This is a genomic window from Shewanella schlegeliana (genome assembly GCF_016765635.1).
GTDB classification, from domain to species: domain Bacteria; phylum Pseudomonadota; class Gammaproteobacteria; order Enterobacterales; family Shewanellaceae; genus Shewanella; species Shewanella schlegeliana.
This window is the reverse complement of record NZ_JAESVD010000004.1, coordinates 221,532-245,131: the sequence shown is the minus strand read 5'-3', so window position 1 is coordinate 245,131 and position 23,600 is coordinate 221,532. Positions and strand designations below refer to the sequence as shown.

At 42.4% G+C, this 23,600-nt stretch carries 18 protein-coding genes and 2 other RNA genes; 7 read left to right on the top strand and 13 right to left on the bottom strand.

Features of this window, described 5'->3' with window-relative positions:
• Positions 1-224: 224 nt before the first annotated feature.
• Positions 225-1,406 carry a trans-sulfuration enzyme family protein gene (locus JMA39_RS08800; protein WP_202721510.1) on the top strand — a complete coding sequence of 394 codons (1,182 nt, stop codon included), beginning with the start codon at positions 225-227 and terminating at the stop codon, positions 1,404-1,406.
• Positions 1,407-1,484: 78 nt separating this feature from the next.
• Here JMA39_RS08800 and JMA39_RS08795 read toward each other — a convergent pair whose 3' ends face one another.
• On the bottom strand, positions 1,485-2,879 hold the full coding sequence (locus JMA39_RS08795) for an SLC13 family permease (RefSeq protein WP_202721509.1): 1,395 nt from the start codon (positions 2,877-2,879) through the stop codon (positions 1,485-1,487).
• Between the two features lie 387 nt (positions 2,880-3,266).
• Between JMA39_RS08795 and JMA39_RS08790 the strand changes: the two genes are divergently transcribed.
• The 3 genes from JMA39_RS08790 (at position 3,267) to JMA39_RS08780 (ending at position 5,182) form a co-directional block, all read left to right on the top strand.
• Positions 3,267-3,584, top strand: a complete 318-nt coding sequence (locus tag JMA39_RS08790) for a ComEA family DNA-binding protein (protein ID WP_202721508.1) — start codon at positions 3,267-3,269, stop codon at positions 3,582-3,584.
• 177 nt (positions 3,585-3,761) lie between these two features.
• Positions 3,762-3,858, top strand: an RNA gene (gene ffs, locus JMA39_RS08785) — signal recognition particle sRNA small type.
• A 73-nt stretch (positions 3,859-3,931) separates the two neighbouring features.
• The gene (locus JMA39_RS08780; RefSeq protein ID WP_202721507.1) at positions 3,932-5,182 is read left to right on the top strand and encodes a site-specific integrase; all 1,251 of its coding nucleotides are present in this window, start codon (positions 3,932-3,934) and stop codon (positions 5,180-5,182) included.
• 38 nt (positions 5,183-5,220) lie between these two features.
• Here the strand turns inward: JMA39_RS08780 and JMA39_RS08775 are convergent, their stop codons facing one another.
• Together JMA39_RS08775 and JMA39_RS08770 are read right to left on the bottom strand one after the other, a co-directional pair.
• Positions 5,221-6,486 (bottom strand): DEAD/DEAH box helicase family protein, encoded by a 1,266-nt coding sequence (locus JMA39_RS08775; RefSeq protein ID WP_202721506.1) that lies wholly within the window; start codon positions 6,484-6,486, stop codon positions 5,221-5,223.
• A gap of 847 nt (positions 6,487-7,333) precedes the next feature.
• Positions 7,334-7,915 (bottom strand): recombinase family protein, encoded by a 582-nt coding sequence (locus JMA39_RS08770; protein ID WP_202721505.1) that lies wholly within the window; start codon positions 7,913-7,915, stop codon positions 7,334-7,336.
• Between the two features lie 359 nt (positions 7,916-8,274).
• Here JMA39_RS08770 and JMA39_RS08765 point away from each other — a divergent pair, with 359 nt between their 5' ends.
• Positions 8,275-9,486 (top strand): hypothetical protein, encoded by a 1,212-nt coding sequence (locus tag JMA39_RS08765; protein WP_202721504.1) that lies wholly within the window; start codon positions 8,275-8,277, stop codon positions 9,484-9,486.
• Positions 9,487-10,338: 852 nt separating this feature from the next.
• On the opposite strand, the gene JMA39_RS08760 is transcribed toward JMA39_RS08765, so the two are convergent.
• The 3 genes from JMA39_RS08760 to JMA39_RS08750 form a co-directional block, all read right to left on the bottom strand.
• Entirely contained in the window at positions 10,339-10,776 is a 438-nt protein-coding gene (locus JMA39_RS08760) for a GIY-YIG nuclease family protein (RefSeq protein ID WP_202721503.1), read from the bottom strand.
• Positions 10,777-10,791: 15 nt separating this feature from the next.
• Positions 10,792-11,589 (bottom strand): DUF6602 domain-containing protein, encoded by a 798-nt coding sequence (locus JMA39_RS08755; RefSeq protein WP_202721502.1) that lies wholly within the window; start codon positions 11,587-11,589, stop codon positions 10,792-10,794.
• Between the two features lie 124 nt (positions 11,590-11,713).
• Complete coding sequence (locus JMA39_RS08750) at positions 11,714-11,875, bottom strand: hypothetical protein (RefSeq protein ID WP_202721501.1); 162 nt, start codon at positions 11,873-11,875, stop codon at positions 11,714-11,716.
• 265 nt (positions 11,876-12,140) lie between these two features.
• Here JMA39_RS08750 and ffs (JMA39_RS08745) point away from each other — a divergent pair.
• An RNA gene (gene ffs, locus JMA39_RS08745) (signal recognition particle sRNA small type) lies at positions 12,141-12,231 on the top strand.
• Positions 12,232-12,883: 652 nt separating this feature from the next.
• Here the strand turns inward: ffs (JMA39_RS08745) and JMA39_RS08740 are convergent.
• From JMA39_RS08740 to dinG, 7 genes are all read right to left on the bottom strand, one after another.
• Positions 12,884-15,103 (bottom strand): M4 family metallopeptidase, encoded by a 2,220-nt coding sequence (locus tag JMA39_RS08740; protein WP_202721500.1) that lies wholly within the window; start codon positions 15,101-15,103, stop codon positions 12,884-12,886.
• Between the two features lie 318 nt (positions 15,104-15,421).
• The gene (locus JMA39_RS08735; protein WP_202721499.1) at positions 15,422-15,679 is read right to left on the bottom strand and encodes a late competence development ComFB family protein; all 258 of its coding nucleotides are present in this window, start codon (positions 15,677-15,679) and stop codon (positions 15,422-15,424) included.
• A 49-nt stretch (positions 15,680-15,728) separates the two neighbouring features.
• On the bottom strand, positions 15,729-16,652 hold the full coding sequence (locus JMA39_RS08730) for a histone deacetylase family protein (protein ID WP_202721645.1): 924 nt from the start codon (positions 16,650-16,652) through the stop codon (positions 15,729-15,731).
• Positions 16,653-16,718: 66 nt separating this feature from the next.
• Positions 16,719-17,432 carry a DUF2057 domain-containing protein gene (locus tag JMA39_RS08725; protein ID WP_202721498.1) on the bottom strand — a complete coding sequence of 238 codons (714 nt, stop codon included), beginning with the start codon at positions 17,430-17,432 and terminating at the stop codon, positions 16,719-16,721.
• A 9-nt stretch (positions 17,433-17,441) separates the two neighbouring features.
• Positions 17,442-18,104, bottom strand: a complete 663-nt coding sequence (locus JMA39_RS08720; protein ID WP_202721497.1) for a primosomal replication protein — start codon at positions 18,102-18,104, stop codon at positions 17,442-17,444.
• The gene (locus tag JMA39_RS08715) at positions 18,101-18,874 is read right to left on the bottom strand and encodes a sulfite exporter TauE/SafE family protein (protein ID WP_202721496.1); all 774 of its coding nucleotides are present in this window, start codon (positions 18,872-18,874) and stop codon (positions 18,101-18,103) included. Before JMA39_RS08715 ends, JMA39_RS08720 begins: the two co-directional genes overlap by 4 nt.
• 8 nt (positions 18,875-18,882) lie before the next feature.
• A complete protein-coding gene (gene dinG / locus JMA39_RS08710) occupies positions 18,883-20,955 on the bottom strand; it encodes an ATP-dependent DNA helicase DinG (protein ID WP_202721495.1) in 2,073 nt (690 codons plus the stop codon).
• A 100-nt stretch (positions 20,956-21,055) separates the two neighbouring features.
• Here dinG and JMA39_RS08705 point away from each other — a divergent pair, with 100 nt between their 5' ends.
• Positions 21,056-23,491: a DNA polymerase II gene (locus JMA39_RS08705; RefSeq protein ID WP_202721494.1), complete on the top strand. Its 2,436-nt coding sequence runs from the start codon at positions 21,056-21,058 to the stop codon at positions 23,489-23,491.
• Positions 23,492-23,600: the final 109 nt, after the last annotated feature.

The window sequence follows — 23,600 nt, the reverse complement described above, 5'->3', positions numbered from 1 at the left end:
CGCTATATGTTGGTATGTAACAATCCCTTTACAAGCTAAGTGTGGCAAATTGTATTTAAATAGTATGATCTTTACTCAGACTCGTTCATCTTGATTTGATACCAACTTTTGTTCAATTGCTTTTTTGAACTGGTTGGCAAATTCGGCCAAGAATTTTCGGCAAAGAAAAGAACTGATATCAACAACTATTAAAAGATCAGTCGTCATCAAGTTGGGAGAATACTATGCAAGACAGATGGCAGCTTGCCACAAAAGTGATCCACGCAGGGCGTGAAAGTAACGAGTCCGGCGCCCTAGTGACGCCTCTGTGCCAGAGCGCAACGTTTGTGTTTGACAGCGCAGAGCAGGGAGCTGCGAGGTTTTCGGGAAGTGAGCAAGGTTATATTTATACTCGATTAGGCAATCCGACAACGGCGGAGCTTGAGCGTAAAATTGCCGCCCTAGAGGGCAGTGATGCCGCCGCTGCAACCGCTTCAGGGATGGCAGCGGTATCGGCAGCCTTATTAGCTAACTTAAGTCATGGCGATCACTTAGTGGCATCCCATGCCGTCTATGGCTGTACCTTCGCCTTAATGACTTCACAACTGGCTAAGTTTGGCATAGAGGTGACTCTGGTTAACTTTATCGATGAAGCCGCCATTGAAGCCGCGATAAAGCCCAACACTAAAGTGATATTTTGTGAGACGCCAGTTAACCCACATCTCAATGTCTTCAACCTCGATGTAATCGCACAAATCGCTAAGGAGCATAATCTCGTCAGCATAGTGGATAACACCTTTATGACGCCTCTGCTGCAGCAACCGATTAAACATGGCATCGACATTGTTGTTCATAGTGCCACTAAATACCTCAATGGTCATGGTGATGTGATAGCTGGGATTGTATGTGCCAGTTATGAGCAGATGGAAGTGATTAAGTTCGAGGTGCTTAAAGATGTTGGCGCGGTGATATCTCCCCACGATGCTTGGTTGATTTTGCGAGGGCTAAAAACCTTAGATGTGCGTCTCGCACGTCACTGTGATAATGCGGAGGCCGTGGCAAACTACCTTGAGCATCATCCAAAAGTGTCAAATGTGTATTACCCAGGGCTTGAAAGCCATGGGGGACATAAGTTACTAGGCTCACAGATGCGCAGAGCGGGCGGTGTTATCGCCTTTGAGTTAGATGCGAGTCTTGAGCAGTCAATCAACTTCATTAATCAGATTTCACTATTTTCTATTGCGGTCAGCCTTGGGGATGCGGAATCATTAATTCAGCATCCAGCATCAATGACCCATTCACCCTATACCGAAGAGGAGCGTATTGCCGCCGGGATCACCGATAATCTATTAAGGATCTCTGTCGGCCTAGAATCCATTGAAGATATTATTCAGGCACTTGAAGATGGATTGGTAAATTTAAAATAATAGTGAGAGTTATGCCGGTGCTATGTCAGTCGATTACGAGAAACTAGCCCTGCCAAAGATAGGCAGGGCGATTATGTTTTAGATTTCCCAGAAAGTATGGGCGATGATATAGAGTACGACCATGCTGATAAAGTTGATGATCACACCTGCCTTCATCATCTCCGACTGTTTGATATAGCCAGAGCCATAAACGATAGCGTTAGGAGGCGTCGCAACGGGCAACATAAAGGCGCAAGAGGCGGCGATACCTATCAACACTGAAAGCATGACAGGAGAGAGGCCAAGAGCTTCGGCGATGGCGGCAAACACCGGAACTAACAATGCTGCACTGGCGGTATTACTGGCAAATTCAGTTAGCATCACTACGAAAGCAATGACAGCAAAGGTGAATAGCGCCATATGGGTATTACCGAAAATATCGGTGATCCAGTGAGCTAAGAACACGCTAGTCCCCGTTGCCTTTAACACTGCACTTAAGGTTAATCCACCGCCGAACAGGATAAGTACACCCCAGTCAGTCGTCGTTTCGATTTTCTTCCAGTTTACTAAGCCAAGGCCCGCTAAAAGAACCACCGCACTGAGTGCCACAATGGTGTCGAATTTAGCTATTCCGCCTAAGGCTTGTGAAATCGGCTTACTGAAGATCCAGCAACATACTGTTGTGATGAAGATCAGTAGCGTGAGTTGGGCTTGAAAAGTAAGAGAGTGTTTCTCTGTCTTTACTTCGCAGATCATAGATAGATCTGGCTTAAGGTACATGTAGAGTGCAATAAGCATCATAGGAAGCATAATGGCAACAGTTACTAGACCAAACTCGAGCCAATCAGCGAATGACAAGCCAACCTGAGCCGCAGCAATCGCGTTAGGCGGGCTACCGACTAAGGTACCAATACCGCCGATGTTTGCCGAATAGGCGATACCTAGTAGCATAAATAGGTAGGTGCTCTTGTGCTTCTTAATATCAATTTGATGCAAGATCCCAAGTGCGAGTGGTAGCATCATCGCGGTTGTTGCCGTGTTGCTGATCCACATAGATAGACCCGCTGTGATCCCAAATAGCATCAGACAGGCAACAGATAAGCGCCCCTTAGAGGCCCCCAGAACCTTCTGGGCAATCACTTTATCTATTCCTTGATGGTTAAGGGCAGCTGCTAGCACAAATCCACCAAAGAACAGATAGATAATGGGGTTTGCAAAGTGACTCATTGCAGCTTGGGTTTCGAATACGCCAAATAGAACCGCTAAGATAGGAATGAGAATCGCTGTGACACTGATATGAATTGCTTCAGTTAGCCACAATATTGCGGCAAACACGAGTAAGGATAGCCCTGTATTGACGCCTTGTTCGAAGGGAAGAAAATTATACATACAAAATAACAGCAGAATATCTGCAGCGAGAATGACAAGCTTTTTCTGCTGTTTTGACATTTTGCCATCAGTATTATCGGGTACTTTTGTTGATTCAAATGACATTAGAATGTCCATTATTATTTTAGGTTGGCTCACTCTAGTCTAGGTTTACTTAAGTTCAAAATTTTAAAATAGGTTAAAAACTTTCAAGTTTGACCCGTTGTAAGCGTGCTGTCTGTCACGCTTTTGCTGAATGCAAGGTGTTAATCACTTTAGCTTGTTTTGTTATTTCGAAATTTATGTGTCAAAGAGGCATTTAACACTGAAGAGGTACAAGTTACTGAAAGTTAGATATTATGTCGCGGCTGTGATCATGATCACCTTAACTCTGGGTGTCATGTGATGGTTGTCTGCTATTGGCTAAAACCGAGGCCATGATCTACATTAACCTTGTGGCCAAGGAAAAGGGATTAAGGCTACACCTTTAAGGATAAACAAAAGGAGAAGTTTATGAAAAAAGTATTTTTGTCTGTTTTATGCCTATCTAGTGCATTAATCTTCCCCGCCGCGGCGGAAACCAAAGTTGTAGAAAAGCCAACGTCCCAGCAGCAAGCCAAACAATCAGTCACTAAGTCAGAATTGATTAAGATTAATAGTGCAACGGCGGAAGAGTTATCAACGCTCAATGGTATTGGTGAGTCAAAAGCTGCCGCAATCGTGGAGTACCGTAAAACCCATGGTAATTTCAGTTCTGTCGAACAGTTAACTAACGTAAAGGGGATTGGTGAGAAATTGATTGAGAAAAACCGCAGTCAATTAAGTTTATAACGACTGTCACTCGTTAATGCCCTAAAAGCCCTTTTTTAAAAGGGCTTTTGTTTATAGAATCATCGATTGAACCAAAACAAGGCCAAGTTAGACGATAATCACTTGATTGATAGTGATGCATGATAGATAATGCAGCCGTTCTTTGGAGTTACACTCCTAAAGAAATCAGTGGTGACCCTAGGGTCCCCCCGCAATGATAACTTGTGAACTCGGCCAGGCCTGGAAGGGAGCAACCGCAGCAAGTGACTCATGTGCCGGGGTGCGGCTCTAGGGGAGCCTCCAAACTAAAGTCTAATCAAAGACTTATCTCAGAAAGACCTCAGGTGATACACTTGGTGGTACACTCGATGAGAAATGGTTTACATAAAACTCCCCCATATTTGTTTCAATCTCGTCATGGCATTTGGTATGCGCGTATAGTCGTACCCGAAGCTCAACAAAGCTCCCTTGGTAAACGTGAAATCAGAAAGTCGTTAGCGACTAGAGACCGTCTTGAAGCCGTTCGTAAGTCTTGGCAAGTGTTAAGTCAGTTACGTAGTGTTGCTGATGGTAATACTCAAGGCACTACTGAGACGGTTGATACTCAAGCCTGTACGCAAGAAGTCTTAAGACCTGCCAAGGTTGCTGCTCCCACTATTACTACTCAAAGAAACAACATTCATTCTAAGCTCCCAAGACTTAGTCAAGTTGTAGAAGAGTTTTGCCAAGAGAAACGTAAGCAAGGCGCATGGTCACCACACAGTGAGCAGGTTAACCGTCAGACCTATAAAGATATGATTGGTCTTCTAGGCGATATAAGTCTTGAAAAGTTCACACTGGCTAAGGCATTAGAATACAAACGACACTTCTCATCTAAAGCTGACCTTGCAGTATCTACGGTCAATAAGCGGCTGACTCGAGTCTCGGCACTATTACAGTGGGCAGCTCTTCATTACGGCATTAACAATCCGATGGTAGGCCTAAGTATTAAAGTGTCGGCAAAGGTTAAAGCCTCTAAGGCTCGAGATGCCTTGAGCGAGACCAAAATCAAACAGCTATTTAGGGAAATCCCATCGACTACTGAGCATAAGATGCCTTATCGTGCATGGTTACCAAGGCTTGCTGCTTATACTGGCGCGAGGCTAGGGGAGTTAGCTCAACTATATATAGATGACTTTAGTGTTATTGATGGTTATCCCTGCATTCACATTAGAGCGACACATTCAGATCAGTCCATTAAGACTGCGACCAGTGAACGTGTCATCCCTATTCACCCTAAGCTAATCGCTATGGGCTTCCTTCAGTTTGTTGATAAGCTACAGGCTAGCGGCCACGAGCGACTATTCCCAGAACTCAGGAAGATATCGACTCGTGGTTATTCACATCAGGTCTCTAAATGGTTCTACACCTTTAAGCCTAAGTTAGGTTGGGGTGAGCGAGACACCTTACACGGCATTCGTCATGCTGTGGCTACTCAGCTCAAACATAAAGAGTTTAGCTCTGATATGGTCGCAGGTTTGCTTGGTCATTCTCATGGCTCGATTACTTTTGACCGCTATGGCAAAGAGTACAAGATAGAGAACATGTTGAAGTTGGTTAAGGCGTTGGATTGGGAGTAAAGAAAGGTTTGAGTATTGATTTAAGGTTACTAGTCTATTTAAGCCAGCACTTTAATATCAGACTCATTTAACCAACACTTAAACAACTTTCGCATGCGAGGGCATACAATAAACAAGTGCATAGGTTCACCTTTTCGTATACAACCACGCCATATGAGCTGGAGCATTTCTGCTAAGGCATATCTGTCTTTGTCGAAAGCAACTCCTTTGTTTTTACAGTGGTTATAAATAGCAGGGTTTTCAAATTTGCTCAGTGCATAGATTACAGCTGTCTTGTCAGCATAATCGTTAGTCGCTCTGCAAGTTGAAGCGACCCAAAGTGCTTTGGTGTACTTTGCTCCTTTGGCTTGTGCTTTTCCTGACTTGATATGTTGACCATTTTTATCCTTATAATCCCAGTTTGCCTTTGGGCAAGTAATGAGAATATTTTCAGACGTTAGCTTTCTGTTGGTCACAAAGCTTGTAACCATAGCGGAAAGAGGCTTGATGACTGCCGGTCGTGCTTTACTCCACCATGTTTGAGTTAGAGAGGCTCGAGTATCCTTTTGGGGTTCAAATAGCTTGATGTTGTCACGGGCTATCTGTTTGAGTTCACTTTCATTGCGCATTAAAGCAAGCTCATGGGTAATATTCTTTGGCTTGATGTTATGAATATGACAATAGTGGGCAAAAATGGTGCCATCCCATAGGTAGGTCATACAGATAACTTCTTCAAAGGAAGATAGGATACTGATTGGATACTGGTGTATGAGGGTTTCACCACCGATCAAGTACAAGCTTTGGTTACAACAGTCCTCTGCAAGTGCTTTCTCTCTTGCGTCATCAATAGCAGCAATAGGGAAGCTCGCACAGTTCCAAGTTATAAGGCCGTCAGCCGCTACAGATAAGGCTTCCGACTCTATCAAGGTTCTAAGTCGATGGCGTCCAAGAGGCGGAGGAACTTTGATTGCCTCCACTGCTTCATCTATGACAAGGATGTAGCCCGCAGCATTAATCTCGTCAGCATCAGAGTGACTGAGATTTTGGAGTGTTGCATGTGTAGTGACCACATTATATCCATTGAGTATTAGATCCATGAACGAGTCCTTTTTGCTTCGACCCATAGATGTTGGTTGTTTAAAGTTTAGCTCTGGGCAGTCTTGTTGAAAGCGTTCGAGTTCAGATAGAAGAGGGGAGACATACACAAACTTTGAGGCTAGTGCGTTGTCCTTCATGTATTGCTGAATGGCAGTGCTCTTTCCTGCGCCCATCATCGCATCTACGACTTTTAAATTGACTGTATGTTGCGTGGTATTAGTTTTCATATGGTTGTATCCATTAAGTTTAAGTAAGGGCACTCATCAAGTCCCATCCACACAAAGGCCAAACAGCAAAGGATACTTCCTAAGTGTGGTCTCGAGTGAATGCGCTTAATTAAATGCTGTTTGGGTTATAGGTCTTGGGTTACCTTGGTGTTGGTTGAGGTTGCCGTGATTTGAAGGCACGACAACAGGGATTAAATTGACTCTGGTAAGACAGAGCGACTCTTGTCCTTTAGTCCGCTTTGAGGGTGTATTTTCGTTTCGCAATCTCTATGGCTATCTAGGAAAGAGCACCATTAGAGTACAGGTTAATTAGGTGTTGCTGATATTGGCCGCACCGCTAAGTAATATCCTTTAGTTGTCAGACCAAAGTTTCAAGTTTCTTAACGGAGACCTACTTTTAGTTATTTACAAACAGTCACTTACGAAGTCGTTATGCTGGTTGTCGCAATAAAGCAGCATACAAGGCTAAAGACCACTAAGTAATGGACTTAAGTTAAGGTGACTCAGGAAAAGGAAATAATAAAATTGCTTAGGATAGTATTTCACTTAGCTAGACTTAAGACATTGGTTATTAGATATGTAGACTCATCTAACTGGGACAAGTCTGTTAGCTGGTTTATATTCTTCTACCTATAGTCGTACTGGAGGTGTGCTTTTAGTTCTATCTATAGTCCGTAAACATCTACAAAATACTGAACTTTAGAGGCTTATTATTGCTGTAGACACGACTAAAACAGGTAGCCACAGACAGATAAGCATTTAAAGATCTTAAAGGATCTTGAGTGGCTCATTATGCCTTATGGCTACCATTGTACTAAGCGAGGTCTAACGTGCCTCTACGGATCATTTAGAGGGCTTGTAGTTCCTTATTCCAGTGCCTCTTGATGGTTGCTAATGATAGACCTAGCACTTGAGCTGCCTTGGCTTGGGATAGACCATCGGCTCTAGCTTTGAGCACTGATTGAGTCGTACCTTTTGCTACTGGGCGGCCTAAGGTTTTACCCTCGGCTTTAGCTCTCGCAAGACCCTCTTGTGTTCTCTCGATAATCCTAGACTTCTCGAACTCAGCAAAGGCAGTCATAAGGCTAAGCATGAGCTTTCCCTCTGGAGTGCTTAGGTCTGATACAGGCAGGTCTAACGATTGTACTGAGACCCCTTTCTCTGTCAGCATCTTAATGGTTTGAAGCACATCAATAGCGTCTCGTCCTAAGCGGTCAAGCTTCAAGACTACCAGTCTGTCACCAGCCTCAAGCTTGTGGTCGACTAGTTCCTTAAAGGCTGGACGAGCCATAGCTGCGACACCACCAGATATAGATTCACTTATGATGCGAGTATCCAGTAGGTCAGCGACTCTCTCCTTAAGCTGGTGGGCTTGTGTTTCAGCGTTCTGCTCAACGGTAGATACACGACAGTATGCAAAGGTTCTCATTAGGTTAGTCTCAGTGGGTGGTGTCATAAACGGTGTCAACAATAATCTTGAGTGTCATTAATGTCAACGGGTAATTTGTTGATACCTGCTGGCGGTCACTTATGATGGTGTCATCTAACGATGGTTTGTTGAGCCTAGTGATTCTGATGTCTGAGCCTTGGTGCTCTAGTGTTTATGTCTACAGGTTAAATAAAGCTAAATATTGGCTTTGTGTTGTATTCGGAGAGGGGGCAGGGGGGGAAACTAGCTGAGGCCTTCTATTAAAAGACCTCTGACAATTTTGCGATATTTTGAGTGGCTATTGCTATGTATTTAAAGTACTTTACTTTCAGTAAACTAAATTTTTCAGGGATAGTAAAATGGCAAGAAGTGAAACAGTCATAAGTGTATTTGTAGCGTCACCGGGAGATGTTGCAGACGAAAGAAGTGCTCTAGAGACAATAATTTCAGAGTTAAATAGAACTTGGAGTAAAACTCTAAATTTACGTCTGGAGTTGATTCGGTGGGAAACTGACATTCACCCTAGTTTTGGAGCGTATCCTCAAGACGTTATTAATAAGCAAGTTGCTGATGATTATGATGTATTTATTGCATTGTTTTGGAGTAAAGTCGGCACGCCTACTGCAGTTGCTGAGTCCGGAACTATCGAAGAATTTCAAAGAGCATACGAAAAACATAAAGCATCTCCTAACTCTATTGATATTATGGTTTACTTTAAAGATCAGGCCATTCCGCCATCAAAAATGGATTTTGAGCAATTACAAAAACTTCAGTCATTAAAGAAGCAGTTAGGTGAGAAGGGAGGATTATATTGGGACTTTGAGAGTACTGAAGACTTCGAGAATATGGTTAGAGGGCATTTGAGTCGAGTTGCACAAGCTTGGTCACAGAAACTTATTTCTTCAGAGAAAAATAACGAGCCTAACTTAGAAAACAAACTCATTGTAGTAGATGAAGCGCACGAAGATGAAGATGAATATGGGTTATTTGATTACGTAGAGATATATGAGGATCGCTTGTCAGATATGAACTCTGCATTCGAACTCATGAGTGATGCGACAGTTAAAATCGGTTCTCAATTTAACAAGCGGATGTTAGATATATCTAATTTACCAAAACTGGAAGATGGTTCTTATGCTCAAGCTGATACCAGAAAAATTATTAAGCTTACTAGTGACGATCTTACTAGATATTCAGAAATCCTAGAGCCTCAAGTAAGTATTGCAACTTCATCTCGCACTGAAGCTTTTGATGCTTTAAGTAAGGGCATATCAATTTCTATCGAGCTTAATCACGATCATGAAGCTGTAGAGGACTTAAAATCTAATCTTACGGGGCTCTTATCATCAGCAACGAGTGCACAAGACGGTCTAATAGGTTTTCGTGAGAGTGTTTTAAACCTCCCTAAGCTTACACTTCAGTTAAATAAGGCCAAAAGAGTTGCTATAAAATCTCTTGATCGTGTTTTGGCTGAAATTAGGAAAACTATTCGATCGACGGAAGATGTTCTAGACACAATTTATAAAATCGAGCTCGCAAAGTGTAATGATACTTTGGAAAATGTTAGCTAATTTTAGGTTCCAATGGCCAGCACCTAAGGCGAGTATGATAAGAGTCCTGAATGTATTCGTCTTTTAAGCCAACTGTAATCACGCCGCAGTCTATGTAGGTACTTAATGTTTCATAACTATCGGCAAGAAATCCTTGGTGGGATGTGAAAGCTTTTGCTGCAATGATGGCTTGTTTGAGTGGTCTCTATCTATTGTTCTCCTACGTGAAATCTGAAATAGCTACCAAGGTGTTGACTACTAGATTTCACGTAGCTTCAAGCTATAACGCATGATATGTTAGTCGATAGCCTCAGAGAGCGAAGCAGCTAGCAATTCGATGGCCTCCTTGTACGGTCTCAGGTCTGGATTCTGCTTGGCATAGTAGGCGTATGACATGGTCTGTTCGTCTTTCGTTAGGCTCTAGAGTCGTGTGCTTAGAGAGAACACTGATTTCGCTTGCCTATACGCCGTCTAATGGTTTGGGTGATGAGACTAAAGAGTAGGAACTGAAGGGGGCTGGGGGAGCTAGCTGAGGCCTTCTTATTAAAAGACCTCAGACAAATTTGTGATATTTTGAGAAGCGATTAATAGGTTTTAGCTTACTGTATCTGGTCATAATTAATATGGGAAAACAATGAAGAACTCTATTTATTTGTACTGACTCATATATAAACAGATACTTTGGGTGATGCGACTCGACCTTACCATGCAATTGTCCCTTCAGTACAAGCTAAGTCGTTATTGGGCATAAATGGGCTAGAGCTTTGACTCTAGCTCATGAGTTGTTGGTTAGGAAAAGTATGGTGCCATATGTGCGGTAACGATCCACTTAGCCGGACTGGCTGAAATTCGCCTACAGCGACTTGTTATAACTCAATCATCTTCGGTTAATATTGACTTAGGCCAAGCACCATTTCCAACAGGTATAGAGCCATAAGTATCGTAAAAATCAGTAATCATTTTTGATTCATATTTACCTAAATCATCAAAGTCCTTTAGGTAAAATACAGCTGTGTCTGCACCAAATGCAGCGCCATACTGATTCTTGGGGCGAAAATATTTAGAGTTATGGTCTTCAGCTGCTTGTAATATACCTTTACGATGACTCCTTAATCTTTTTATTAAATTGACACTCTTACCAATATAGAAGATAGGGGACGAACCCCAAGGGTAAGTGAACATCGTATTATCACTACTACCTAAAACATAAACTCCATCTTGATTTTCGAACTTTGACTTCCACTCTTCATCATATAAATCAAATATTTCATCAGGCCATTCCTCAGCCCACCGCAGATGATATTTTCTCATGACTATCCTTATTTGTTAGCTGTGAGCCTCAAATTGGGCAATTGAACTTTCTCCTAAGAAAGCATAATGGGACCTTAATTGTTCTTTTCCAAATTCACCTCGTAATGGAAACAGTGTTTGAGCCCGATGATCATCTATAGTTTCGGAGCATTGCTCTATGATATTACTGATGAAATACGAATGAGCTAAAGAGTTCAGCTCATAAGAATGCCAAATAGGTCTCTGTTCTAATCTACTCTGCCTGTGCCCATTTTCCCAAAAACGAATAAATTTATTTTCACCAATGGCAACACAATTTATAGCGCCAGCAGGATCATTAGCAGTAACAGACTGTAATACAGCTAAAACGTCAGAACCTTTTAGTCTCCCTTTGTCATATATAAATAACCCTGCCCAACAATCAGGATTTGTAGCTCGGATAGATTTAATTTGCTGGCTTAACTTTGAAATTACAGAAATTAATTTCTTACCCTTTGATATTTTGGTTTTGACTTCAATAATAGCTCTAACACTACTAGCTGTTACGAAGTGTAAGGCACCTTTTTTATATAGGGTTGGTGAAGACTTTGAAGTAATCAGTATGTCTAGCTGACCAGAACTTGTTTCATTAGATGGATAACAAACAAAACCAGTCCCTACTCTATATACTTCAGGTAAAACATTATCAAGGGCATCTCTGAGTAATTGCTCTTTATGCTCTCCATCAGTAAGCCAATGCTCTTTTCCTATCAGCTCTCTTATTCGATTTTCTTCAACCTTTAAGCTTTTACCTATTGAGCGTTGATAGCTCATGAAATCTTGGCTAATAGTCATCGTATCTCAATTTATATTCTAAACAGCTAACGCCGCGTTTAGCGGTGCAATGAGCTTACTAAAATCCTGTGAGGGACGAACAGCAGCAAGCCCTAAATTTATGTGTGAAGCCTAACTAATACACCTATTTGTCCTTAAATTCTTCGTATGACTTAGGTTCTCTTTGTTTAGCTATATCCAAAATACTCTTAAATGCCTTTGGTAACTCTTCATCGTCTGGATTTTCCCGCTTTCTCTTAGCAAGATCTCGTAGCGTCAGCCAAATAGTTGAAAATACATTCGCCATTTCATACCTCCCGTATCTAATGGATTTAATGGTGATTTTTGCCTTGGTTGGCAATCTAGAGAATACATCATCGATAATCTGTATAGTGTGATAAAGGCACAAAGTACGCTAATTCTTAGAGTGTATAGCAGCTTTGGGGCAAATCCGATTTAGGGCGACCAGTCATATCTTGTCATAGGGTTAAATGAGTGGTACAAAGAGTGCGACATTAACGACTTAACCCAACTTGAGTCATTTCTGAATCAGTTAATGGGTGCTTACCTCGTACCCCCCCCGCAATGATAACTTGTGAACTCGGCCAGGCCTGGAAGGGAGCAACCGCAGCAAGTGACTCATGTGCCGGGGTGCGGCTCTAGGGGAGCCTCCAAAAACTCCCCTCTAAAGTGATAACCTACTGATTTTGCTAGATATTTTAACTTACCATTTTAGTTTTAATGCGTAAATCGACCTACTTGTACAATTCGTGTGTACCACTTGTCATTATGAAAGCGTTATCTCGCACTATATTATCTTTAACTCTTTAACTCTTTAACTCTTTAACTCTTTAACTCTTTAACTCTTTAACTCTTGAGCTCGGTCATTCGGCCTAGAAGCGAGCAACCGCAGCAAGTGACTCATGTGGCTTATATAATCAATGTGCGGCTCTAGGGGCCTCAAAAACTCCCCTTTAAACTAATAAGTTACTGATTTTACTAGATTATCCAGCTTTCCTTTTCAGTTGTAACCTGTAAATCGACCTACTTGTACAATTCGTGTGTACCACTTGTCATTATGAAAGCATTATCTCGCACTATATTATCTTTAACCCTTTAGCTCGGTCATTCGCCTTAGAAGGGAGCTGCCGCAGCAAGTGTGGCATTTGCTATATGTAAATAGTGTATCTGAAGGTCAGCAAAGCTCCCAAACGTAAAATAGAATGTCCTTAGCCACGAGAACGATTTAAGGCAGTTCCTGTGTGGCTAACTTTAACTAAGGGTTAAAAAGATTGGACTTAGGTTTGATCTGTGGTCATTTTTCAAAGTAAATGCTCCATGGCATTATCCTACCATTATCTGAAGGTCTTGTATCTAATGCACTTAAAGACCAGATCCCACGTACTTTACTATCGTTCAACTTAATTCTATAAGTTCTTTTTATCCTACTTGGACGGTACATGACTCTGTTATGTAAGAGGTATGACTCTCCGACTGGCGGTATTAGTTTTACAATTAGATCTGAGGTATCACTATGTTCTATGTTGACTGAGACTATAGCTGTTTTATAGTCTTGAACGGACGTGACCCAATTGGGAGAGTAAGCACCACTAGGGTTATTATCTGGTATTATGTAGCTTTTACTGGTTCTGTATACCCCACCGTCTTTTTCATAATCTGCAACCATTGTTATTCCGCTAAACTTACTTGCTCCATATAAAGTGAAGTAGTAACGACCTATTTTCGGATTAGCGATTCGGCACAGCTCTTCATTCCCTGATTGAAACGAGCCACATTCTTGGCTTGCAGAAGAAGGCTTTTTACTTATGTAAATGTCTACGTCACCGTTGCCATTGCTAGTTTTAAATGTGAGGTTTTTCGCGCCGCGAGGCACATTAAGATAAAATAAATGCTTACTATTCTTTGCTCCTGACATACCTTGAACGATACGGCCAACTTGGATTTCTGTTCCATTGCTGCATGTTGCATTTACTCCTACCTTTGAAAATACTGTGACGACATCTAAAGGGTTAAAGCCTTTATCTTTAGCTGAATGGTTGATATAACATGCAGCGTCTTCAAAATTGGTATCCATCCTCCAATAGATTATATTAGCGTGAACCATTAAGGCGAATGCTTTACGGATATTCCAGCCGGGTTTGTTAGCGAGTAAATAAAAAGCATAGTTAAAAATACCTGATGCCTTATATTTATCCATATTTTGTTTATAATGCTTGTAGTGCTTAATTCCCTTACCATCTTTATCTGGAGCCTTCATACTACGTAAAGGTTCGCTTCCTTTAGTTGATTCATATCCAATCAACCAGTCATTTTTCTTTTTTACAAAATATTCAGCCGTCTCGCCTGTCATATCAGCGAAGGCCTCGTCAATGGCGCCACTTTCACCGGAGGATAATAAACTTGAGTGACGACCTGTAAATGCGTGGCCTATCTCATGCGCGACAATGTCAAGAACAATCATTGGGTAGCTATTTTGATCCCCATCTCCGAACGTAATCTCTTTCCCGTCCCAAAATGCACCATCATAATTAATGCCGTAATGTACCTTTACAGGCAGCTTTTTCGGTATAGATTTTACCCCATACCAATCTTGAAACATTTTCATTGTTTCGGTTGCAAAGAAGTGAGCATCATTGAGTGGGGAGTATGCACCATTAATTGACATAACAGTATTATTAGGACATGTATAACTAAATGGTTTGTTACCTGTTTTTTTGTTTTCAAGATTAATGGTCTTGATATAATCATTTTCCATTGTACAAATATTATTATCAGATTTTGTAACTAATAATTTTTCATATTTAGTGCCATAGAAATATTTACTTGTTTTTTTATTGCCGCCAGGACCTGTACCAACCCTCGCTACAATCTTCGTTATAATATTTCTTATACCATCCCACTTTTTTATTACCTCTCCGGTTGTTGCATTTATCAGTGCGAAAGGCCTGCTAGGTTCACTCTTTTCTAGCAATGCTGATGTTAGATAAATCATAATAGGAGATGTAGTGTTGTTTTCCTGAAATAGGTATAACTTGCTATCTTTGCTTCTGATTTTTTCAATTACATTAAACTCTCTGATTAAAATGTCATGAGCATCTTCAGGAGTGATTAGACTTTCTTTTATAGGGAAAGTGGGGATGTTATCTAAGTATCGACCATATCGAATGCGATAATTGCTATTGTTATCACTAACTGAGGAGTGTGTTTGTTCGATAACGATGTTGCTTCCTATTACTGGAACCCCTAAATACTCTTGATGGTAACGTATTTGGGTTGTGTTATTGTTTAATGTAAGGCGTTTATCTTCCTTAAGTTTATTTTTTGTGTCTTTAAAAATGTGTCTTGAAAAATGACTAGTTAATTGTTCTTGCTTTTCAAATTCTGTTGTTTGCGCGTTGTACATTAAGTTTATGGTCGCCCCATCCTCAATAGTTTCCCATGTAGCACTCCATACATTTGAGACTGTTATAAAATAAATTAGTATTGTAAAAGATACCTTGCAATATGTTGGCATGACTCATTCCTTTGTTTGTATTTCCATTTTTTTACTTGCCACGAATTTTTAGTTTGTTTGAAATTAATTATAACTTCAAGTTTAAAGGTTCATTTACTTGGTGGGTGGAAGAGTGATGAATATATTTAATATGTTTTAGTGATAGTTTGGAATATTGTATTCAAATTATCTTTTATTTACTTCGGAAGTGTAATTGCTGAACTGCAACTAATGTTTTAAAATTAAAAAAATAGCCTATACCAATCAGTATAAGCTCTTTTTCTTGTTCAAATTGTATAAATTACACAAGTTGACCTGTGTAATCTTTTTTGACTTAAATTATTTTGAACTCTGTTTTAAAAAAAATCGGGACTTCTCTAATGCTTGTTGAATTTCTGCTTTCATCTGTTGCAGTTCGTTGTAGTCTTCGAAGAAGTAGGTATCCACTAAATGCCTGATGTAACGAACCGGCAGCTGGTTTAGCGTGACGCAACAGAGATCGGCTAAATAGTCTTCTGGTAGTTCATCCAGCAAACCTTCATCTGAAAGCTGCTCAAGTAGTAGCACTTCATAGTAGTTTCTTATCTCTAGTTGCATATAACGCTCCTTGTTTGGTGCTATGGGCTGCTGACAATATAGTGCATGCCTATGACGTTGAACCTATTGATCGCCAGATGCTATTAGCGGCAATAAAAAGTTGGCTATGACGCAGACTTAGTTCTGCCATCTCCTTACTGTAGCCCCCTCCAATTACACAAGCAATGGGTATTTTTGCCATCTTGGCTTGGCAGATAACTTCACTATCGCGCTCACGGATCCCATCTGTTGATACATCGAGGTGGCCCAGATTATCGTCAGTGTGAATATCGACTCCGGCATCGTAAATAATCAGATCCGGCTGATGTAATCGAATGAGATAAGCAAGGGTTTGCTTGACTGTTTCTACATATTCTTTATCGCTACTCCCCCTAGCCAGCTCAATATCATAGTCAGATACCTGTTTGCGTGCAGGAAAGTTCTCTTGGCAATGAATGGAGCAAGTGATTATCTGACTTGACGACTGAGCGAGGGTAGCCGTTCCATCACCTTGATGAACATCACAGTCGAAAATGAGTACTGTTTCTATATTTTCAATTTGCAGGCTATATACCGCTGCGAGGGCGAGATCGTTAAAAATACAGTAGCCGCTGCCAAAATGCTGGTGGGCATGATGGTAGCCGCCACTTAAATGTAGCGCGCAGCCATGCTCTATAGCGAGTTTACAGGTAAGCGCGGTTCCCGCTATGGAATATAGGGTGCGCTCGACAATGTGTTTACTCCACGGAAAACCGATGCGACGCATTATCTTGCTGTCGATATCACCTGAAATAAAGTCTTTCACATAGCTTTTATCGTGCAATGTTGTGATAGCTTCAAAACTGGCTTTTATTGGAGAGATAAATTGAGATTGCGTCGCTATACCTTGGCTAAGCAGGTAGTCGTATAAGGCGCGGTATTTAGTAATTGGAAATCTATGGTTAGAGGGTAACGCCAGCTGAGAGTAGCTGGCGTGATACACCAAAGGGAGCATGCTCAATTTAGAGTGGGCTCAGATAGGCACTTAACATAGTCACTTTAAATAGCCACTAAAATAGAGTTAAAGCTGTTTAATCGCCCAGCTCATAAACTCTTTACGAGTCTGCTCATCGGCGTGTAACCACCAATATTGCAGCATCTGCTCGGCTTTGGCTGCATCTTCGGCTGTAGTTGCAGTCGCTGGAGCCGCAGAGTGAGTCGCAGCAACGGCAGGCAAGGTTGCAGCTGCAGCTGGTGAAGGCTTGCTTACAGGTGCTGTAGGTGTCGATACCGCGGCGGCTGCGCCAGTTGCGACTGCAGCTTCTGCGTCAACGTCGGTGGCGTCATTACCACTGAATAAGCGAGAAACAAAAGACTCTTCGGTGATATTAGTCTGAGTCACTTTGTAGTTTACTAAACCGTTATCCTCGCGGGTCACAACAACTTGTGGCGCTTTGGCAAAGCGCTTAGGGTTTTTGACAAATTCGCCATCGGCTGGCTTTAGCTGATAGCTAAAATCACCGTCAACATCGATTGTCACAATAAAGGCGTTAGACTTTACATTGGTTTCGCTGTCGCTAAAGTCGTCTTCGACAAGGTCGTTATAGCGGATGGCAATCTTGTGAGTACCCTTATCTAGTTGAATTTCTGACTTATGGTTAAACAGGCTAGTCTCGACTTCTTGGCCATCGACTGCGATGTATTCAAAAGCCATTGGGATGTTGAAGTCAGCGGCAAACGCTGCTGAAGAACCACATAGAGCAAGAAGTGCGGTAATGGTTAAACGTGGTTTCATTTTTGTTCCTTAACGATTTTGACTCTTAAAAGGTCGCTCGAATAATTGGATGCGATCTTCAATATAGCTGGTAGCTTGCCGACACTTACCGAGACGACTGTGCAGACTGAGGATCTCATTCTGCAACTTGATTTTGTCAGCACTATGACAGTTTTCAAGAGAAGATTGCAAATTTTCAATTTTTTGTTCAATAATCTTAGCCCAGTTCAAATGTTTATTAAGTTCTTCATAGAGTTGATGGCTGTTTTGCATCACATTTGAAGCGATCCAACTGAAGCCACTTTCGTTATGAGACTTAATGCCTCGCTTAATGGCATAGGCTCGGCGGCTGCGCTTTTCCTGCTCTATTGACTTAACATTTATACCTGTGGTGGATAGGGCGCGCCTGAGCGCACTAAATCTATCTTGTATTTTCTCGCAACTCGAGATGATGGTGTAAGGTGAACGTTTAGCCTTCAACAGTTGCTCAAGTTGCGCAATATTCTTGGCTAGCTGGTCGATACAAGGCTGAAGTTGTCCGCCAACTTGAATAAATAATTCGTTGTTGAAACGTTCGACATCTTGCATCATTTTACGTTGCCCCGGTGGCAAGCGAGAGTCATGTTGCAATACTTCCTGCTCTAACTGTTTGAGCTGTAACTTGAGCTTTCGAACGAGTTCGTCGGTTGTCATAACCATGCACTCCAAACTAACTGTGCTGCTATTAATAGTATAACGGTAATGAAAATAGGACGAATAAAGGGCAGGCCGAACTTAATCGCTGAATGGGCACCGATATAGGAGCCAGCCATCATGCACAGCCCCATAGATAAGCCTATGGCGAAGTTCACTTTTCCTAACGTGATAAAGATAATCAACGAGGTTAGGTTACTGGTAAAGGTCATAGCTCTAGCGAGTCCACAGCTATAAAGCAAAGGTAGCTTGTGTAAGCCTGTGCTTGATACCGTCCAGAAGGCGCCAATGCCAGGTCCTGCAAAGCCATCGTAAAAGCCTAAGGGCAAGCCCTGTAGCCACTGCTTAACTTTGCTTTTAGCCTTAGTGGGAATTTTGTGATTGTTATCGCCCATGGCATTGGGCTGAAACAGGGTATATAGAGCAATGGCGATGATCATAATGGGCAGCCATTTCTCTAACCAGCTGTTATCGATAAGGTAAACGATAAAGGTGCCCATTACAGCGCCGATAAAAGTGGCAATAAAAGTGTGGTACCACAAAGCGGGCGAAAATAATCGCTGCTTATAATAAGTATAAGCAGCCATTGATGAGCCAAAGCTAGCTGCCAGCTTATTGGTTCCTAGTGCTAAATGTGGTGGGACGCCCATAGTGAGCAGTGCCGGAATCGATAATAGTCCGCCGCCGCCCGATACTGCATCGATAAATCCAGCTATAAAACCCACTAATGCGAGTATGGCCCAGCTACTAGGGTCGAGAAGTAAATCCAAAGCGTGTCCTATTCAATCACACGGCGAAACGGCGGTAGAGCATCTAGCAGGGACTTTCCATAGCGCTTAGTCACTAAGCGTCTATCTAGAATTGAAATCCGACCGTAATCTTGTTCTTTACGTAATAATCTACCACAGCTTTGCACCAGTTTGCGTGAGGCATCGGGGATTGTCAGCTGTAAAAACGGGTTTCCGCCTTTTATCTTGATATATTCTGAGTGCGCTTGTTCTACGGGCGAGGTCGGCACCGCAAAAGGTAGCTTTGTAATAATCAAGTTGGTTAGGTAATCCCCTGGTAAGTCGAGACCCTCAGAGAAGCTGCCGGTACCAAAAATAATGCTTGGTTTACCTTCATCGCAGCGGGCTTTGTGCTGCTTTAAGATCTCTTGCCTTGGCGCCGTGCCTTGAATGAGTAGACCCGTCTTTATTTTACTCTGAACCAAGTCGGCGACTTTTTCCATCTGCCAGTATGATGCGAACAGCACTAGACTGGCCATCTCATCTTCAACGAGGGCGATAATGTGTTTTGCCAGCTCATCTGTATATCTATCGTCTGTTGGCTCACTGTCCATCTTGGGCAAAAACAGGGTCGCATTTTGTTCAAAGTCGAACGGTGAGTCTAAGGCTAAGTAGCGACTGCCGTCATTGATGGATAATCCGACCTGATGAGTAAAGTGGTTGAAGTTATTCAGCGCTCTTAAGGTCGCACTACATAGCACCACGCCTGCAGCCTTGTCCCATAGTAGGTTTTCAAGCATAAACCCAACTTCGATAGGCGAGGCGTTAAACAAGTAGTCGGATTGTTTACCCGTTAATTGCTCAATCCAACGGGCCATAGGTGCCCCTTTAGGGCTATCCTCTTTGGCCATCATCTTCCATAGCTTTTGTAGATTCTCTAATCGCTGCAGCATAAAGCCAGTTTCAGAGAGCAGAGCTTCAGATTGATGCTTTGGGATCTCCCCATCTTTAATCGCTTCATTTAGTAAAGTCAGCATCTTATTAAACTGCTTTAGGGCGACATTAGATGCGGTGGCAAGATTCTCCGCTTGCACTAATAGCGCAGGCGGTAGCTTTCCGTGTTCGAAGCGAAAGCGGTTTTCTGGATTATCAAACTGGGCAGCTTGAGTATCACAAAATTGGGCGACTTGGTTTAGTAGTCCTGTAATATCACCAATGTGATCGAGCATAGCTTGCGCTGGGCCAATAATATGATTGCTCTTTATCTGGTTTTGTAACTTGCTGGTTGTCTTGCTGAGCTTTTCAAGCCAGTCATTGGCGCCGCGCACGGTTGATTGAGCACTACTAAAGTCTCTGGCAACGATAGGAAGGTGGTGCGCCTCGTCTATGACGTAAAATAAATCTTCTGGATCGGGCAAGATAACGCCGCCACCTAGCTCTAGGTCAGCAAAGAGTAGACTGTGGTTAGCAATCAGTACGTCCCAAGTGTCGATATCTTCTCGCGCCTTATGAAAAGGACAGTTGCGATGGCTGGCAAGTTGGCGGTGACAACTGTGTTTGTCACAGGCAATTTGCTGCCAAAGATGATCGGGCAGTGGCTTGGTCAATGTATCGCGCTCACCATTCCAAACACCTGACTGGTAGTCTTTTAATAAGCCTTCAAGCATATCGACCTGACTCTGATCGGGTTTAGATTGCCACATCGCCATTTGGCTGCTGTTATCTGGGCCAACGAGCATCTCTAGTTTAGATAAACAGACGTAGCGTTGACGGCCTTTCACAAGGCCAAAGGTAAAATCTAGCCCGGATTGTTGTAAAAAAAACGGCAGATCTTTATGCAGTAACTGCTCTTGCAGTGCGACTGTTGCAGTTGCGATACAGACTTTTTTCTTACTCGCTAGGGCTAGCGGAATGGAGCCTAGAATATAAGCCAGCGACTTACCAATCCCCGTGCCAGCCTCAACCACTATGATGCGACGATTTTTGTCATATTCGCCCGCAAGCGTTTTTGAGATCTCCGCAACAATATAGTTCTGCTCTCGACGAGGGCGAAAGTTAGGCAAAGAGGTGGAAATGCCCTTATATATAGTACGAATTTGAGTTTTAACGTCTGCGGATAACATGAATGCACTAAGCTAATAAATAGTGCTGTACATAATAACAGTGATTACTTAGCCTAAGAAGCGTTTAGTGATTAATAGTGTATTTAATTGAGTGAAAACGATGAATTCAGGTTTGGGTGAGCAGCAACTTATCAAAGGTCGAGTGTTAACTCGTCATGCTCTACATAAGCAGGGCGTCTTAGTGTTGCAGTATTATATTCAGACCGAATCGGGGCCGATAGCGGTAGAACTTTTCAATCAAGAGCATGTGTGTTTTGTGCAAAGCTCAGATGAAGCGCGCCTGTTTTCCTGTGCGGGCTTAACAGGTATTCGACCCAGTCCGGTAGCACTTAAGAGTTTTAATCAGGCTCCAGTCTCGGCGCTTTATTGTGGCGATGGGCGGCTTATGCGCACACTCATTCGGGCCGCTAAAGATCTCGATATTGAGTTGTTTGAGTCTGATGTAAAAGCTGAGCATCGATTCTTGATAGAACGTTTTATTGCGTTAGATGTGGAGTTTTATGGTCAGTTTGTTGAACGTTCAGCAGAGAATAGCTTCTCTTCCTCCTCATCTCACTCTTTGCCGCAGTCTCAGCCATTATTTGTCGCTAGCAGAGCCCGTCTGTCAACGTCGACGATAAAGCTTAATGCCATCTCTTTAGATTTTGAGTGTAGCTTCTCCGGCGAACTCTATTCCGTCGGTTTATACGGACAGACACTTGAAGGCGGTGTTTATCAAAAAGTGATCATGGTCGGTCAGCCAGAGGAGACAGAGCAAGACTACATCGAATGGGTGAGCAATGAGTACGAGCTCATCATACGGCTAATTGAATGGTTTCAAGAATACGATCCCGACATCATTATTGGCTGGTCGGTAGTGACCTTTGATTTAGCATTGCTATATCGACGTGCAAAATACCATGGTATTGCACTTAATATTGGTCGCGATAATCAGCCGCTTGGCTGGAAGGTTGAAGATAAATACCGCCCTGAAACGCTATCGCTTCCAGGCAGGGTGGTACTCGATGGCATAGACTGGCTTAAAGCTGCATTTTATCAGTTCGAGCGCTACTCATTAGAGTTTGTCTCACAAGCATTATTGGATGAAGGTAAGGCGATCCATAATGTTGATAATCGTATGGGGGAAATCAAGGAGCTATTTTTTAATGATAAGCCTGCACTAGCGCACTATAACCTGACCGATTGCAGATTGGTGTGGGACATTTTTGAAAAGACCCACCTATTTGATTTTGCGATAGAGCGAGCAAAATTGACTGGTCTTGAACTGGGACGCGTTGGGGCGTCAGTTGCTGCATTTAATAACTTATATCTTCCTCATCTGCATCGTGCGGGTTATGTGGCGCCGAGTAAACCGGTAAGTGATGGTATAGAAAGTCCCGGCGGTTATGTGATGGACTCTGTGCCAGGGTTATACCGTCATATTTTAGTTCTGGACTTTAAAAGCCTATACCCATCGATTATTCGTACCTTTTTGATCGATCCTAAGGGCTTGGTTGAGGGGCTTAATCATGGCTTTAGTCAACAGCCGAGTAAAACAGTGCCCGGTTTTCTCGGAGCGCAGTTTAGTCGTGAGAAGCCTATTTTACCTATGTTGATTAAAAACCTGTCTGAGCAAAGGGAGCAGGCTAAGCAAAATCATGATGCGCCTCTATCTCAAGCGATAAAAATTATCATGAACTCCCTGTATGGTGTACTCGGATCCAAAGGTTGTGTTTTCCATGATGCTAGGCTTGCCAGTTCGATCACTATGCGTGGTCACGAAATCATGAAGCAAACAAGGCGTTGGATAGAAGCTGAAGGCTATGAGGTGATTTACGGCGATACAGATTCAACCTTTGTGTGGCTAGGCAATGATTTTGAACAGGCAGAAGTGCAGCAAACGGGTAAAGCGCTAGCACAGAAGGTAAATCAATTTTGGGTTGATAAGCTTAATAGCGAATTTCAGTTAGAGAGCTTTCTCGAGCTAGAGTTTGAAACTCACTTTGAACAATTTTTTATGCCAACCCTGCGAGGATCTGTTGAAGGTTCGAAGAAACGCTATGTGGGCACCAAGCTAAATCGCTTAGGGCAGCCAGAACTTATTTTTAAAGGGATGGAGCAAGTTCGAAGCGATTGGTCTCCGCTCGCAAGGCGAGTTCAATATGAACTGTATGAGCGATTGTTCCAACAACAAGACGTCGAGTCTTATTTGAGAGAGACCGTAGATAAGCTAACTCGTGGTGAACTCAATAAAGAGCTCGTTTTTGCAAAACAGTTACGACGAGATCTTGAGGAATACACTGCTAAGTCGGCTCCTCATTTAAAGGCCGCGCGTAAGCTGTGTGATGCCACTGGCGATCCCCAGTACGGAAAGCGCGGTGCTAGAGTTGAATATGTCATGACATTAAACGGCGCAGAACCGGTTCAACATACTACGGCGTCAATGGACTATAACTATTATCTTTCTCGGCAGTTGGAACCCATCGCTGAACCTATCCTTTCAATATTGAAAACAACTTTCAGTCAGGTTACGACAAATCAAATGTCGTTAATTTAGTGATGGCCTGATTAACTCGATGCTAAATTTGTGTTAACGAATGGTTCAAAGTCTCGCTATTAGTGTGTTGCGTAGTTAATTCAGTGCAAAATCTAGCAAATATTGTGAT